The sequence below is a fragment of the Gottfriedia luciferensis genome, assembly GCF_001712755.1.
Classification (GTDB): Bacteria; Bacillota; Bacilli; order Bacillales; family Bacillaceae_G; genus Gottfriedia; species Gottfriedia luciferensis_B.
The window spans coordinates 39,012-52,211 of the sequence record NZ_MDKC01000008.1; the positions used below are offsets into that span (position 1 = coordinate 39,012).

A 13,200-nucleotide genomic window follows, 5' to 3' on the forward strand; every position below is an offset into this window, starting at 1 on the left:
GCTTTTTCACTTTTGTGCTCAATAAATGGATATGAAAGTTAAAATTGGACAACGTAATAATACAGTCATTAAGAAAGGAATGTTCATATTATGTGGATTTTATTTTTTATTCTTTTGATCTTATGGGTATTAGGTTATTTTACTTTCCATATCGCAGGCGGACTAATTCATATTCTATTAATTATCGCAATTATAGTCTTTATCGTTAACTTATTTAGACGTAAAAAGTAGCAAATCTTTAGGACTTTTTCTACAAACTAAAGAGCTTGATTTTTCAAGCTCTTTTTCTTATGCCATTTCGATTCCTAATCCTGTTTTTTACCCTCTTCTATATTCCTCTATTTTTGAATAAACTTCTATGAATGTCATAAATAAAAGAGGAGCGATATTATGCCTGTTAGTATGGAGCCTCCTATATCAATGGAACAAATGCTTCAAACAATTCGTACAGGACTTCCAAAAACACTTGAACCTAAAAATATAATAATTGTTGGTGCTGGTATATCTGGTTTGGTAGCTGCTTCACTATTAAAAGGAGCAGGACATGAAGTCACAATTCTAGAAGGAAATAATCGAATTGGTGGTCGTATTTTTACTAATCGTAATTTTTATGCAGGACAGTATATGGAAAATGGTGCTATGAGATTACCTTCCATTCATTTACTTGTTTTAGAATATATTAAGAAATTTAACCTTCCTGTAGAAGAATTCATTAATAGCACTCCAAACGATATTATATTCGTAAACAATGTAAGGACCATTCAAAAACTTTATGAAGAAAATCCAGACATTCTAAACTTCCCTACTTCACCACCTGAAAGAGGTAAAACAGCAGAATATTTAGCTCAATACGCCATGCAACCTGTAACTGACTTCATTAAAAAGAATCCAAAAAAGAATTGGGAAATCGTTATTAAATTACTTGATCGGTATTCGATGGAATATTATTTGAAATATAATCCTTATGGCAGAACATTATCAGTTGGAGCTATTGATATGATTAAGGTTATGCTTGGGATGGAAGGCTTTCCTGAGCTATCATTCACTGCCTTACTTCGAGAAGTAATGATTCTATTTACTCCTGGACTAAAGTTTTATGAAATAAAAGGTGGAAACGATCACTTACCGTATTCATTCCTACCTGAATTACAAGAAAATATTATTTACCATCAAAAAATGAAAAAAATTGAACAACACGACTCCTCTTCTGTAACTATTCATACAGAGGATACACAAACCTCTCAGGCATATACGGTAACCGGAGACTTAGCCATCATTACCATACCTTTTTCATTACTAAACTTCGTTGAAATCATTCCACGCGATTTATTTTCTTATAACAAATATAAAGCAATTCGACAATTACATTATGTTCCTTCGACTAAAATTGGTCTACAATTTAAAACTAGATTTTGGGAAAAAGCGGGTTTTATTGGGGGAAAAATGATTTCTGATCTACCTGTTCGTTATTCCTATTTCCCAAGTCAATCAGTTGGTTCAGAAGGTCCAGGTGTCATATTAGCAAGCTATACATGGGAAGATAACGCTTCAATTTGGGATAGCTTAACTGAAAAAGAACAAATAGAGAATGCGCTAGAAGATTTATCTAAGATTTACGGTAAAGAAATATATAACGAGTTTATTACCGGTAATACATTTAGTTGGTCAGAAAATCCTTTCTCAGGTGGAGCTTTTGCTATTTACAAACCTGACCAGCAAACAGAGATTGCCCCATATATATCAACTCCAGAAGGACTGATCCATTTTGCTGGTGATCACACTTCTACAGCCCCAGGTTGGATTCAAGGTGCAATCGAATCTGGAATAAGGGTGGCTTATGAAGTTAACGATTTACCTAAAACAACGGCTAATGAGAATTTTGAAACACATGGTCAAGGTTAAGCAATAGAGTTTTTTAAGTTATAACCTTAACAGCAATAGTTCACAAAATGCTTTGATTCAATTAATTAAACCCCTATGCCACGGAATTCAAGAAAAACATAAAACCCACAAGTACATAACCTTGTGGGTTTCCATCATGATTTTATCCAATTTTCAAATAACCTACAGAAGGAACAAAAGAGTATCCTTGATTAATAACCATATCTGTTATTTCTGTCGTTTCACTATCTTTGACTTGATGAAACAATTTATATTTTATTGATTTTACTTTCTTTCCTCTTAATACATTATTTAAATAAATTAACTCAATGTCTAAAAAAGGTATTCTGTACTTTAAATTATTCGTGATTCTATTTGTGATTAGTTCATTAAACTCAATATCGGCATTATTAACTGAATTTTTTTTCATATCATCTACTAATTTATTCTGTTTATCAGTAAACTCACTAATAATATATTCGATTTCCACTTTTGATAGGGAACGAGTTTCTTTTAATGGCAATGTAACTTGATTTGTTTTTTCTTTACTAAATAGTCGTTTAAAAAATTTAATCATAGTCCCGTCCTCTTCAATTTTTCTTATTTATATTTTGTCATGATTAAACAAGATTGTAAAAATAATTTTTTAGGCACTAATACTATTCTATTATTAAACCGAAATTCCTTTGTAGAATTGCCTCTCTTTTAAAATTTTTAGACCATAAATTTAATAATTCCAAGAGTCAGGGATTGAATTCGAAAATAAAAGACTGAATCAGATAAAAAACACCTAGAAATAGGTGTTTTTACTCTGTTTCACATGCGTAATTATCATGATCATGATCCATTTGTGCTTGGTAGGCTTTATTCCCTTTTGGTACTCCGTTTGGATAGACTTTTCTTAAGTCCGTGCAATTTTTAAAATACGGTTTATTATTGTTTGACGAATTATTCGTTTTTGTATGATTGGTTCTATTTTTGCTCCATAAACCAACACCTTGCTGCTGGGCAGTTGCTTGTAAGCTTCTTAGCTCTGATTCATAAGAATAATTACCATAATCATAAAATTTTTCTACATAACCTTTTTTTATGATTTCTTTTTGAATTAGTCTGCCATCAATCCATACCCATGCAAGTGTTCGATTATATTTATCCTTTTTGGGACCATCATATTCAAGCTGAATTGTTTTTGCATTTTTTAATAGATTACATGTATATGCTGAAGCTTCTTTTCCATATGGCTCAATCGTTTTTGTACTTTCTGGCGTATCAATATATAAGAATCTTGTTGTACCAACTTCAGTAAATTTGGCAGTATCACCATCAATACATTTTATAAGCTCGACTGTAAATTTTGAATCAGTTTTCGTATTAACTGATGCTGTTGACTGTGAACATCCACTAAGTCCAAGAATAGCCATTACAGTTAATAAAATAAGTCTTTTCATGTTGCTCCCCCAATTATACCTGTTACTACACATTATTTTAACAATAAAAACCAATTATGTATCGAAATATAGGGGGATATTTCAATCTTAATAGACTTTGCTTTGTATTACTTATTTAGGAATATAATGATCGCCATAAATAAAATGTTACGTAAGCTTCCCAGCCCTTCCATTTTGTAGCCATTTTTTTAATTTCTTCGATTGAAGGTTTTTTCTCTAATGATAGTTGATTTTTTAATGCATTATGAATTCCTACATCGGCAATTGGAAACGCAGATTTCTCTTGTAAACATTTCATCAAAACGTAATCAGCAGTCCAGTTCCCAACTCCTCGAATTTCTAATAGCTTATTTAACTTATTCTCGTAAGAATCTAAACGATTTAGAGCTTCTTTTGAAATGCATCCTTCTGCCATTAATTTTGCGATCCCAATCACGTATTCAGCTTTTCGTTTAGTAAATTTCATAGTGGTTAAATCGGAAACTTCAATTTTGGATATGACATCTGGAGTTGGAAATAACCAATATATTTCATCCTTCCACTTAAAGCTTTCTCCATATTTTTCAACAAAGCTTCTTTTTAAAGAAAAAGCAAATGACAGATTGATTTGTTGCCCCATAATTGCCCATGTAAATGCTTCAAATAAATCCGGAATTCCAATTACGCGAAGTCCAAAATGCTGTTCAATAAGTAATTGTAGCATTTGATTATCTTTACTTAACTCATAGAACTCGGTTAAGTCTCTGCCTAAATCAAATAAATCCCATATAAATCCTGCTGCAGCTACTTTTATTTCTTCACTTGGATTTTGGTCTGGAAATTCAATTAATAATTGGTCAAAATCACTACTTACTTTTAGTAAAATTATTTTATTTTCTATTTTAATAAGTTTAAAAAAATATTCCCCATTCACTTGATGGAGTACCTCATTTTTAGATCGTGCCAAAAATACTAAGCATTCTTTAAACCTAAAATCTTTTGGTGTTAAGATGGATATCGAATTCTTATTTTTATCTAATACGAGTGATGTATTAAATTCTTTATACACATTAATCACCTCTTTCCACAAGATTAGCATTCAAAAAGTATAATTATTGCCTCTTTTTCGTTATTTGAATTTCACTTAATAAACTTTCATAAATTAACAGTTTCCTTATCTTGCTGTACGGACTTTCCCTTTTGTGATAGATAGCTATGTAAGATCATACCGATCATGATAATAATCATTCCAATCCAAGAAATAATTGATGGAGATGCCGCTGATAAGAAGATCATTTCACCTATTACTGTGAATAATACTTCCATGGATTGGGTTGCTTCTACTGCTCCTAATTTTTGCATATTTCCCCTTACTAAATCAGTAGCCTGAAAAAATAATACAGTAGCAATTACACCTGATGAGATCGCTACAATTAAAGATTGTGATACTTGGTTTTGACTTGGTAGTCCTTCAGTATATAAACCATAGATTGATAGAATAATCCAAAATGGTAAGCTTGCTAAGGTCATTCCTAAAACACGTTGATATACATCAAGTTTTCCATCACATAATTCCATCATTTTCCGATTGCCAAGTGGGTATGCAAATGAAGCAATTATAACTGGTAAAATACCTGTTAAAACCGTTGAAATAGCTATTTTTGTAGCTAACTCAACTTGCATTAATAAAATACCAAATATGATTAATAAAGACATTCCTAATCCTTTAAAAGGAATTTTTCCACGTACCTTTCGAATTCCACTTGATGTTTCAATTGAAATGAAGAAAAATGGTGCTAATAGTGACCCAGATAATATTGTGATCTGCCATGAACTAGCTATTAACCATCCTGGAGAATAAACCGCTGCTAGACATATTGGTGCATAAAATAAACCGAATCCAATTGTTGACCATATAACCCAACTTTTTAGTTTGCCTTTCATTTCTTGCAATAGATCATAAAAATTTCTTCTAGAGATAACGATGATCAATAAAAAAGGTACCATAAAAAAGTACCTTAAGGATGCGCTCCAAATCCAACTTCCACCAGATAATTCCATCGAGCGGTTTAAAATAAATGTGATTGAAAAGAAAAATGCCGCTAATATTCCTAATAATATCGGGCGCATATTACCACCTCTATAATGTTCAAATATCTTTTACGATTAAATTAAATACTTTGTTCTCTGACTTAAATACAACATCCATTATTAAGACCTGACCTTACATGTTATTATTAGAGGCTTTTTCAACTAAATGAACTCCTCCAACCCACCAGTCTATTCCAATTAAATTCATTCGATTTGATTTTCCCGTTAGTACGTCTAATCCCCATTTAGTTAATGCAATTCTTGCTTTTGGGTTATGTTGTTTATAACTTGGTAATTCACTGTCACTACTTATTAAAGGGTGATCACCTTCCATTAATTCATTTAAAATTGCTGCGAAATATAAATCGCTTAATCCATCATTTGTTCTTTGTCTGACGAGTTTATTAAATAGTTCTGCAAAGGAATTAATACCTTCATTGATCATTGATAATGCTAAAAATTCTACTTCATTTAATCCATTCTGTTGAGAAGGAAAATATGTCATATGACTTAATAAAGCTTGTTTTAAAAACGGAAGCGCATGACATTTTTGAATAAAATTATCCAGTTCATCTACATTATTTGAACAATAAGCTTCCCATCCAGCACATGCTTCTTTTATTTGTTCTTCTGTAACTTCTTGTTTAGTTGGAAGTAATTCAATTAATTGTTGAGAAGATAATTGACCTAATCCGTGAAATGGTTTAATTCCTTCATATTCATTTATGCTAACCATCGAAATTTTTTGAAATCCAAGTGCTGATAATTCCGATAATAAATAGAGTATCGTCACCTGATCGTATCGATCATATTCGAACCATAGAACAACTTCCTCAGAACGAGATAGTTCATTTAATAATTGATATTGGCTACGGCAATTTTCAATAAAAAAACTCAAAGGAATTTGTAGCTTTTGTTCAAAAAATTCTGCTCTTCTATTATAAGTTTCTTCTAAAGGCCAATCTTGACTAAGTGGACCAAAATCATACATTTCTCTCCATACAACAATATTACCTTTTAAAGACTTTATTTTTCCTCCAACTACATCACCATTTACAATATGATTCATCTATTCATCTACTTTCTCCATTGGTTTAATAAAAAAAAAGAAAATACAGTTCTTAATTCTTCTTACCAATCGGAGATTCCTCTTACATATATTATTATTTTCAAAATAAAAACCACCTATATGATAGGTGGCGAGACATTTCCTTTTAATAAGGCTTTAATAAGATTAATTTGAATGTCACTTGAATATTGACCAATAGTCTTTATTTAATTTCTCTTTTTTGTTTTTTTCTACTAGAAGACATCTCAACACCAGTTTCCGATGTTGTAGTCCCTTGACCTTGTACATTTGGTGAACCTAAGCCAACTCTAGATGGATCTTTTTTAGTTTTTCCCATTTTAAACACCTCCATCTTTACTTTTTCTAAACTTAAACTTCTTTATTCAAAGAATATTTTTCCTGTAAATTGCAAATCTTATATTTCTGAGGAGGTGTTTTTTATGGCTAGAATCGGAGTAGAACAATCTTTAACAAATGTTCAAGAAGCATTACGTTCAGCGGGACATGATGTTGTTGAATTAAAACAGGAATCAGATGCAAATGGTTGCGATTGCTGCGTAGTAACAGGACTTGATTCAAATGTAATGGGAATGCAAAATGTAGCTACACAAGGATCAGTTATCGAGGCAAGTGGCTTAACAGCTGATCAAGTTTGTCAACAAGTTGAAAGTAAATTACAATAACAAATTACAAACTAAAGTTATATTAAACATTCTAAAGAAAACGCGCCGATTGGCGAACTTTAAAGCGAAGAAAGATGCGCAGTTGCACTTTTACCTTCTTCCTAAAATATGCGACTACGTCGATTCCCCTTCGTCGCTAGAAAATTTATACTTTCTAATGTGCAAAAAAGGGTAAGCAAAATTCATTGAAATTTGCTTACCCTTTTTTCAAATTATAAATTTAATCCACCATATAGCAAAGCTCCCATTACTATAAAAGCCGGATGTAGTTTTACTTTCTCCATTAATATGTAACTAATTACTCCTAAAAATAAAAACTGTCCAATACCAATTTGAAAATATGAATCATGAAATGAATTATAAGCCATAACACCAAGTAAAACTGCGATTGTTGGCTTGACGTAAAGAGTCATTCGCTTAACTTGAATCGAATGACGATATTTATACAAAATTCCCATTAAGGTCAGCATGAGGATTAATGATGGTGCAACAGTAGCGAATACAGCCAAAAATGAACCTAGTATACCACCTTCATGGAATCCGATATACCCTGCCATTTTCGTAGCAATCGGTCCAGGCAGGGAGTTTCCCATAGCAAGAGCCTCATTAAATTCTTGATGTGTAAGCCAACCTCTTGTGACGACTTCTTTTTGAATTAGAGGAATGGTCGCAGGGCCTCCTCCATACCCTAAAATATTAGCAACAAAAAACGCCCAGAAAATATTCCAATATACCATTATGCAGACAGTCCTTTTGATTTTTTACCTTCAACTGATTTGGTTGGCTTAACGACCGCATATAACAGTAGCCCACCAATTATAAATCCAGGATGTATATGAAAATATTGCATTAAAACAATCCCAACTAAAATATGTCCGATTGTAAAGGGCCATTTTAGCCCCTTAACGGAAGCTTCTATAAATTGCCAAGTTAGCACACCAAGCATGACTCCAACTACTGGAACAATTGCTTTAGTCATTCCTTGCACCCATTTTAGATCTTTGAATGTTACTAGAGTGGTCAATAAAACAACCATTAAAATAATCGTCGGCAGGATCGTTGCAATTGTTGCATTGATCATTCCAATTTTACCGCCAACTTTGAACCCAATGTATCCAGCCATTTTTGTATTAATCGGTCCTGGCAGTGTGTTTCCAATAGCGAGCACATCTCCGAATTCTTCATCAGTCATCCATTTAAAGCGTTCAACCACTTCTTTATGAACTAAAGGAATAGTCGATGGTCCACCTCCGTATCCAAGCATACTGCTCCTAAATAAGGCGATAAAAATATTTAACTGTTTCATAAAATCCATCCCTTTAGATTAACTTTCTTTTAGTTTGCAATAAGACAAGAGCACTTCACACATTTGCCGCATGGTTTTTTCTTAACTGGATTAGGTTGATTGACCATGTTCATTAAAAGCGAGGTCTCCACATTACAAAACGAGCATGTCTGACCAGTTTGAACTTTTTGAATTTGAGGCATTTCTACTAACTTTAAGGCTTCTTTCATATGTTTGTCGCATACTAACAACATATCATTCACTCCCGCTCTTAAAATTGGATTTTATGGTGTAGATGTCACTTTCTTTTTCGGATGATCTAATTTTCGTTTTTTTACTTCATCTGTTACTTCTTCGTTCCAAGAAATCGTTACATCTTCGTCAGTGATGAATGCTTGACAACCTAAACGGAAGCCTTTGCTTAACCATTCTTCACCAAGTTTTCGACGCTCCTGTACTTTTATATGATCAACAGTACCCTCTTCAATTTTACAAACGCAGGATCCACAAACGCCTCCACCACATCGATTTGGTAGTTCTCCATCAAATCGAAGAGACATACGTAAAATATTAGAGTTTTCCGGTACTTCTAATACTTTTCCACTAGTAGCAAAATTCAGTTTCGGCATAATTCAAATCCTCCTCTTTATCTCTTTGGTATACAATATACCATATTTATAATTTTCTGACAATATAAATATTACATATATTAAGCTATTTTTCTTAATTTATATTACTCTATTTGTTTTTATATACCGGTCTGATATAATATTTTGTATACCAAATACGTCTTAATATTCAAAAAAAAGAGGTGATGAATGTGCTTAATATTGGATTAATTGGATTTGGAGCAATCGGACAAGATATCGCCAAATATATAAACGAAGGCAAGGCTGGTAATGTATTATTAAAGGCGGTTCTCGTACGGAGAAAGGATCAATACGAATCGCATATAAGTGATTTATTTTACGACAATGAAGAGGCTTTTTTCGGATTAGGATTGGATATCATTATTGAAGCCGCAGGTCATGAAGCTGTTTATAAGTTTGGGAAAAGGACGCTGTCTACTAGTAGTGACTTTATCATCGCATCTGTAGGTGCACTAGCAGATGATGAATTATTAGCAGAACTTGAAACTGCTGCAAAGCTTACTAACAGCAAGATCATCATCCCTTCTGCTGCGATTGCCGGATTAGATCGTGTTGCTGCATCTATGCTTCAAGGTGTTGATGAAGTAAAGCTTGTAACGAGAAAACCACCGAGTGCTTGGCGAGGAACAATTGCAGAGGAAAAGGTAGATTTAGATACCGTTAAAGAGCCAATTTGCATTTATAATGGCGTTGCTAGAGAATCTTCAAAGCTTTTTCCGGAAAGCACAAATGTTTCAGCAACCTTGAGCCTTGCTGGAATAGGATTTGATAAAACAAAAGTTCAAGTTTATGTAGATCCAAGCATAACGAGTAATACACACCAAATTTTCGTAAAAGGATTTTTTGGTGAAATGGAAGTAAAGGTAAAAAATATTCCTTCTTCTACTAATCCAAAGACGGGGTATATTGTAGCAATGAGTATTTGTAATACTTTAAAAAATAGAACTTCCTCTATCGTTATTGGGATCTAGTATCTTTACTATTTATGAAATACAAAACTAAAATAAAAAGCCCTCTTAGTCTAGACGTTCTAACAGTCTAACTAAAGGGGCTTTCATTATTTTTAGATTCCATAAAAGAAAAGAGACGAAAACATCCACAAACTATTTTTATGTCGTCTTTTCTTTTCTTTTTTCTATGTAGTTCATATACGCACGTCGAGAATTTTCGATATGAATTTTCGTTAAATACTCCGACATTTCTATTTCTTTATTTCGTACTGCTTTCATGATTTCAATATGTTCCCTCAATGATTCCTTGCGTCTTCCAGGCGTTTCATACCCCATATTAGCGGACATATGGATATAATCTGTTAAGCCGGATAAAATTTCAAATAGCTTCGGACTTCTCGCTGCCTTATACAGTAGGAGATTCATTTCGATATGCTCGTTCTCAAATGTTTCGTCTGAGTGTTCCTCAATATAAAGAAGCTCCTCGATTTTCTCATCAAACTCTTTTTGAATTTCGTCCGTCATTTTTTTAGCAGCCAATTTTGCTGCTAACACTTCTAGTGATGATAAAATCGTAAACACTTCCATAATGTCTTCATCAGAAATATTCGAAACGATGACTCCTTTACGAGGAACCGTTTTTACAAACCCTTGTGATTCCAAGCGGAATAAAGCTTCTCTAATAGGTGTACGACTAATGTTTAGCTTAACAGCAAGCTCCCGTTCAATTAATCGATCGCCTGGCTTATAATGCCCCTCTAAAATCAATTCTTTTAAATATCTATACGCATGTTCTCGGATTGAAAGAAAATTAGTTTCCATCTCCAATTAATTCACCTGCCTCCCATTTCTTGCTTATTTTAAAATAGTGTATCATCATTTTGTTAAAAGTAAATCGATATTTCTATTATAGTATCTTTTAAATAAGTAATCGAGTAGATAGATGGAAATTCATACCATTCATGTTCATACAAGCACGTTTGCTATTTAGTTCTTTTATCTCTCAAACCATTTTGATAAGTAAATCTTCTTAAAACTAAAGTTAACTACTTTTATTACCTACAAATACGAACTTTAATCCCAGTTTATTTTCTATACGAATGTTCGTACACCAAAAAAGGCGATGTAGGAATAACACCTAACCGCCTCTAAAATATTACTTTTTAATGTCTGCATCCGTAACAACTTCATAACCATCATTTGAAAGGAACTCTTGCAATGCTTGCAGGGCAGCTGTTCCTACAGCTGTATCCTGCTCTCCATTTCCACCGCTGATCCCCACGCCACCAATGACTTCTCCATTTACTACAATTGGAAAACCGCCTACAAAGATTGCGAATTTCCCATTTAGCATATGTTGTATTCCAAATGCTTCATTGCCCGGTAGAGCTGGTCCGTTTGGTTCTGTATTAAATAAATGAGTCGAGCGTTTATGGCCCGCTGCCGTATATGCTTTAGAAATAGCAATTTCAGGACCTGTAATACGAGCACCATTCATTCGTTCAAGTGCAATGACATATCCCCCGTCATCTACGATTGCAATTGTCTCTGGAACATTAATAGCCTCTGATTTTTTCTTAGCAGCTTCAATCATTACTTTTGCTTCATCTAGTTCTAGTTTTAATATTTTTTTCATTTAAAATCCTCCTTTAGTAACCGATATAGACTGTTTTTATTTGTGTAAAGAATTCAAGTCCAACTCTACCTGACTCACGGAATGTGGAAGTACTAGAGCGTTTTACTCCACCAAATGGTGCATTCATCAAATTACCTGTCGTTGTTCGATTTACTTTAACTGTCCCTGCTTGAACATCTTTAGTAAATTGATGAGCGAGTTTCAAATTATTCGTAACAATCGATGCTGATAATCCATATTCAACATCGTTAGCAATTAAAAGGGCTTCTTCATAGCTTTCTACTTCAATTACAGCAACTACTGGGCCGAAAATCTCTTCTTTAGCAATGCGCATTTCGGGTTTTACATTTGTAAAGATCGCCGGTTCAATATAGTAGCCGTTTTCGTATTTTCCATAAGTAAGTTGTTGACCTCCGTATTCAAGAGTAGCCCCTTCTTCTTTACCTATTCCTATATACTTCAGCACATTTATTAACTGCTTTTCATTTGCTAGAGGTCCAATAATGACATTATCGTCAAAGCCGTCGCCAATTTTTAAATCGCTTGTTTTTTCTACTAATTTTTGCACAAATTGTTCCTTTACTTCCTTCATAACAATTACACGACTAGTGCCTGTACATGCTTGACCAGTAAGATGAAAGCCTCCATTCACGGTTAGATTAACTGCCAAATCAACATCTGCGTCATCCATTACAATTAGAGGATTTTTACCACCAAGCTCCATTTGTGTTCTTGTAATAAAGGATGTGTTTTTATGAATATGTTCCCCGGCGCTAGTAGACCCAGTGAAAGTAACTCCTCGTATAGCAGGATGTTTCACTAAGATATCCCCTATATCGGACGAACTTCCTGTTACAAAATTGATGACTCCTTTTGGTATGCCAGCTTCATGAAGCGCCTCAACAAGTCGAAATGCAATTAAAGGTGTATCAGATGAAGGTTTGAAAACAACTGTATTTCCAGTAATTAATGCCGGAGCAATTTTTCTAGATGGTATGGATAATGGGAAATTCCATGGTGTAATGACTGAAATAACACCAAGAGGCTCCCTTTCTGTTGTGACTCTCATATTTGGATCATCATTTGGGAACGTTTCCCCCGTAAAGCTTTGTCCCTCTATCGCATAATAACGAAGCGTTTCCGCTGAGCGAAGCACTTCCTGTTTGGCCGCGCTCATTACTTTTCCTTCTTCTCGTGTTAATTCTTCAGCTAGTTGTTCCACTCTCTGTTCAAGTATTGCTGCCGCCTTATTTAAAATAGCTGCACGTTTAGATGGTGGAGTTTGTGCCCAGGCAGGAAAAGCCTCGCTTGCTGCATCAATTGCTTGAATCACGTCTTGTTCTGTAGATGCCTGAAATGTACCGACAATATCTTCCTTATTAGAAGGGTTTACGCTTTGGAACGTTTTATTATCTACTGACTCGACCCAACTTCCAGATATGTAATTTTTATAAGTTTCTAGTTTAGTAGTTAGCAAATTTATCATCCTTTCTGAACAAGATGGCAGTTCCCTAGTCGGAAACTGCCA

The 13,200-nt window shown here is 33.8% G+C and carries 16 protein-coding genes; 4 read left to right on the plus strand and 12 right to left on the minus strand.

All coding sequences use genetic code 11. The annotated features are described in order from the left end of the window. The first annotated feature begins 90 nt into the window (after positions 1 to 90). Together BED47_RS23430 and BED47_RS08390 are read left to right on the plus strand one after the other, a co-directional pair. Positions 91 to 231 (plus strand): lmo0937 family membrane protein, encoded by a 141-nt coding sequence (locus BED47_RS23430; protein WP_170927396.1) that lies wholly within the window; start codon positions 91 to 93, stop codon positions 229 to 231. A 159-nt stretch (positions 232 to 390) separates the two neighbouring features. Beyond that, positions 391 to 1,902 (plus strand): flavin monoamine oxidase family protein, encoded by a 1,512-nt coding sequence (locus BED47_RS08390; RefSeq protein WP_069033282.1) that lies wholly within the window; start codon positions 391 to 393, stop codon positions 1,900 to 1,902. A 142-nt stretch (positions 1,903 to 2,044) separates the two neighbouring features. Here BED47_RS08390 and BED47_RS08395 read toward each other — a convergent pair whose 3' ends face one another. From BED47_RS08395 to BED47_RS23180, 6 genes are all read right to left on the minus strand, one after another. Next, a complete protein-coding gene (locus BED47_RS08395; RefSeq protein ID WP_069033283.1) occupies positions 2,045 to 2,458 on the minus strand; it encodes a hypothetical protein in 414 nt (137 codons plus the stop codon). A gap of 229 nt (positions 2,459 to 2,687) precedes the next feature. Then, positions 2,688 to 3,329 (minus strand): thermonuclease family protein, encoded by a 642-nt coding sequence (locus BED47_RS08400; RefSeq protein WP_069033284.1) that lies wholly within the window; start codon positions 3,327 to 3,329, stop codon positions 2,688 to 2,690. A gap of 115 nt (positions 3,330 to 3,444) precedes the next feature. After that, positions 3,445 to 4,377, minus strand: a complete 933-nt coding sequence (locus BED47_RS08405; protein WP_254664569.1) for a DNA-3-methyladenine glycosylase family protein — start codon at positions 4,375 to 4,377, stop codon at positions 3,445 to 3,447. Positions 4,378 to 4,463: 86 nt separating this feature from the next. Beyond that, positions 4,464 to 5,438, minus strand: coding sequence for a DMT family transporter (locus BED47_RS08410; protein ID WP_069033285.1), 975 nt, complete (start codon positions 5,436 to 5,438; stop codon positions 4,464 to 4,466). A 94-nt stretch (positions 5,439 to 5,532) separates the two neighbouring features. Continuing rightward, entirely contained in the window at positions 5,533 to 6,468 is a 936-nt protein-coding gene (locus tag BED47_RS08415) for a DUF1835 domain-containing protein (RefSeq protein WP_069033286.1), read from the minus strand. A 202-nt stretch (positions 6,469 to 6,670) separates the two neighbouring features. Then, positions 6,671 to 6,805, minus strand: a complete 135-nt coding sequence (locus BED47_RS23180) for a YuzL family protein (RefSeq protein WP_082459488.1) — start codon at positions 6,803 to 6,805, stop codon at positions 6,671 to 6,673. 103 nt (positions 6,806 to 6,908) lie between these two features. Between BED47_RS23180 and BED47_RS08420 the strand changes: the two genes are divergently transcribed. Further along, positions 6,909 to 7,151 carry a YkuS family protein gene (locus BED47_RS08420; protein WP_069033287.1) on the plus strand — a complete coding sequence of 81 codons (243 nt, stop codon included), beginning with the start codon at positions 6,909 to 6,911 and terminating at the stop codon, positions 7,149 to 7,151. A 212-nt stretch (positions 7,152 to 7,363) separates the two neighbouring features. On the opposite strand, the gene BED47_RS08425 is transcribed toward BED47_RS08420, so the two are convergent. The 3 genes from BED47_RS08425 to BED47_RS08440 form a co-directional block, all read right to left on the minus strand. Beyond that, entirely contained in the window at positions 7,364 to 7,888 is a 525-nt protein-coding gene (locus BED47_RS08425; RefSeq protein WP_069033288.1) for a chromate transporter, read from the minus strand. Then, entirely contained in the window at positions 7,888 to 8,457 is a 570-nt protein-coding gene (locus BED47_RS08430) for a chromate transporter (RefSeq protein ID WP_069033289.1), read from the minus strand. Before BED47_RS08430 ends, BED47_RS08425 begins: the two co-directional genes overlap by 1 nt. Positions 8,458 to 8,720: 263 nt before the next feature. Continuing rightward, positions 8,721 to 9,065, minus strand: coding sequence for a 2Fe-2S iron-sulfur cluster-binding protein (locus BED47_RS08440; protein ID WP_056471833.1), 345 nt, complete (start codon positions 9,063 to 9,065; stop codon positions 8,721 to 8,723). A 185-nt stretch (positions 9,066 to 9,250) separates the two neighbouring features. Between BED47_RS08440 and BED47_RS08445 the strand changes: the two genes are divergently transcribed. Continuing rightward, the gene (locus BED47_RS08445; protein WP_254664570.1) at positions 9,251 to 10,057 is read left to right on the plus strand and encodes an aspartate dehydrogenase; all 807 of its coding nucleotides are present in this window, start codon (positions 9,251 to 9,253) and stop codon (positions 10,055 to 10,057) included. Positions 10,058 to 10,195: 138 nt separating this feature from the next. Here the strand turns inward: BED47_RS08445 and BED47_RS08450 are convergent, their stop codons facing one another. The 3 genes from BED47_RS08450 to BED47_RS08460 all read right to left on the minus strand — a co-directional run bounded on the left by BED47_RS08450 (position 10,196) and on the right by BED47_RS08460 (position 13,158). Then, positions 10,196 to 10,858 (minus strand): GntR family transcriptional regulator, encoded by a 663-nt coding sequence (locus BED47_RS08450; RefSeq protein ID WP_069033356.1) that lies wholly within the window; start codon positions 10,856 to 10,858, stop codon positions 10,196 to 10,198. A gap of 334 nt (positions 10,859 to 11,192) precedes the next feature. Beyond that, positions 11,193 to 11,672 carry a GlcG/HbpS family heme-binding protein gene (locus tag BED47_RS08455; RefSeq protein WP_069033292.1) on the minus strand — a complete coding sequence of 160 codons (480 nt, stop codon included), beginning with the start codon at positions 11,670 to 11,672 and terminating at the stop codon, positions 11,193 to 11,195. A gap of 13 nt (positions 11,673 to 11,685) precedes the next feature. Continuing rightward, positions 11,686 to 13,158, minus strand: a complete 1,473-nt coding sequence (locus tag BED47_RS08460; protein ID WP_069033293.1) for an aldehyde dehydrogenase family protein — start codon at positions 13,156 to 13,158, stop codon at positions 11,686 to 11,688. Between the last annotated feature and the right edge of the window lie 42 nt (positions 13,159 to 13,200).

Bases quoted from the DNA above. Each gene is read 5' to 3' on its own strand.
- BED47_RS08430 (WP_069033289.1), bottom strand. From the start codon at position 8,457: ATGAAACAGTTAAATATTTTTATCGCCTTATTTAGGAGCAGTATGCTT.
- BED47_RS08445 (WP_254664570.1), top strand. From the start codon at position 9,251: ATGAATGTGCTTAATATTGGATTAATTGGATTTGGAGCAATCGGACAA.
- BED47_RS08400 (WP_069033284.1), bottom strand. From the start codon at position 3,329: ATGAAAAGACTTATTTTATTAACTGTAATGGCTATTCTTGGACTTAGT.
- BED47_RS08390 (WP_069033282.1), top strand. From the start codon at position 391: ATGCCTGTTAGTATGGAGCCTCCTATATCAATGGAACAAATGCTTCAA.
- BED47_RS08450 (WP_069033356.1), bottom strand. From the start codon at position 10,858: ATGGAAACTAATTTTCTTTCAATCCGAGAACATGCGTATAGATATTTA.
- BED47_RS08420 (WP_069033287.1), top strand. From the start codon at position 6,909: ATGGCTAGAATCGGAGTAGAACAATCTTTAACAAATGTTCAAGAAGCA.
- BED47_RS08460 (WP_069033293.1), bottom strand. From the start codon at position 13,158: ATGATAAATTTGCTAACTACTAAACTAGAAACTTATAAAAATTACATA.
- BED47_RS08425 (WP_069033288.1), bottom strand. From the start codon at position 7,888: ATGGTATATTGGAATATTTTCTGGGCGTTTTTTGTTGCTAATATTTTA.
- BED47_RS08440 (WP_056471833.1), bottom strand. From the start codon at position 9,065: ATGCCGAAACTGAATTTTGCTACTAGTGGAAAAGTATTAGAAGTACCG.
- BED47_RS08410 (WP_069033285.1), bottom strand. From the start codon at position 5,438: ATGCGCCCGATATTATTAGGAATATTAGCGGCATTTTTCTTTTCAATC.
- BED47_RS23430 (WP_170927396.1), top strand. From the start codon at position 91: ATGTGGATTTTATTTTTTATTCTTTTGATCTTATGGGTATTAGGTTAT.
- BED47_RS08455 (WP_069033292.1), bottom strand. From the start codon at position 11,672: ATGAAAAAAATATTAAAACTAGAACTAGATGAAGCAAAAGTAATGATT.
- BED47_RS08395 (WP_069033283.1), bottom strand. From the start codon at position 2,458: ATGATTAAATTTTTTAAACGACTATTTAGTAAAGAAAAAACAAATCAA.
- BED47_RS23180 (WP_082459488.1), bottom strand. From the start codon at position 6,805: ATGGGAAAAACTAAAAAAGATCCATCTAGAGTTGGCTTAGGTTCACCA.
- BED47_RS08415 (WP_069033286.1), bottom strand. From the start codon at position 6,468: ATGAATCATATTGTAAATGGTGATGTAGTTGGAGGAAAAATAAAGTCT.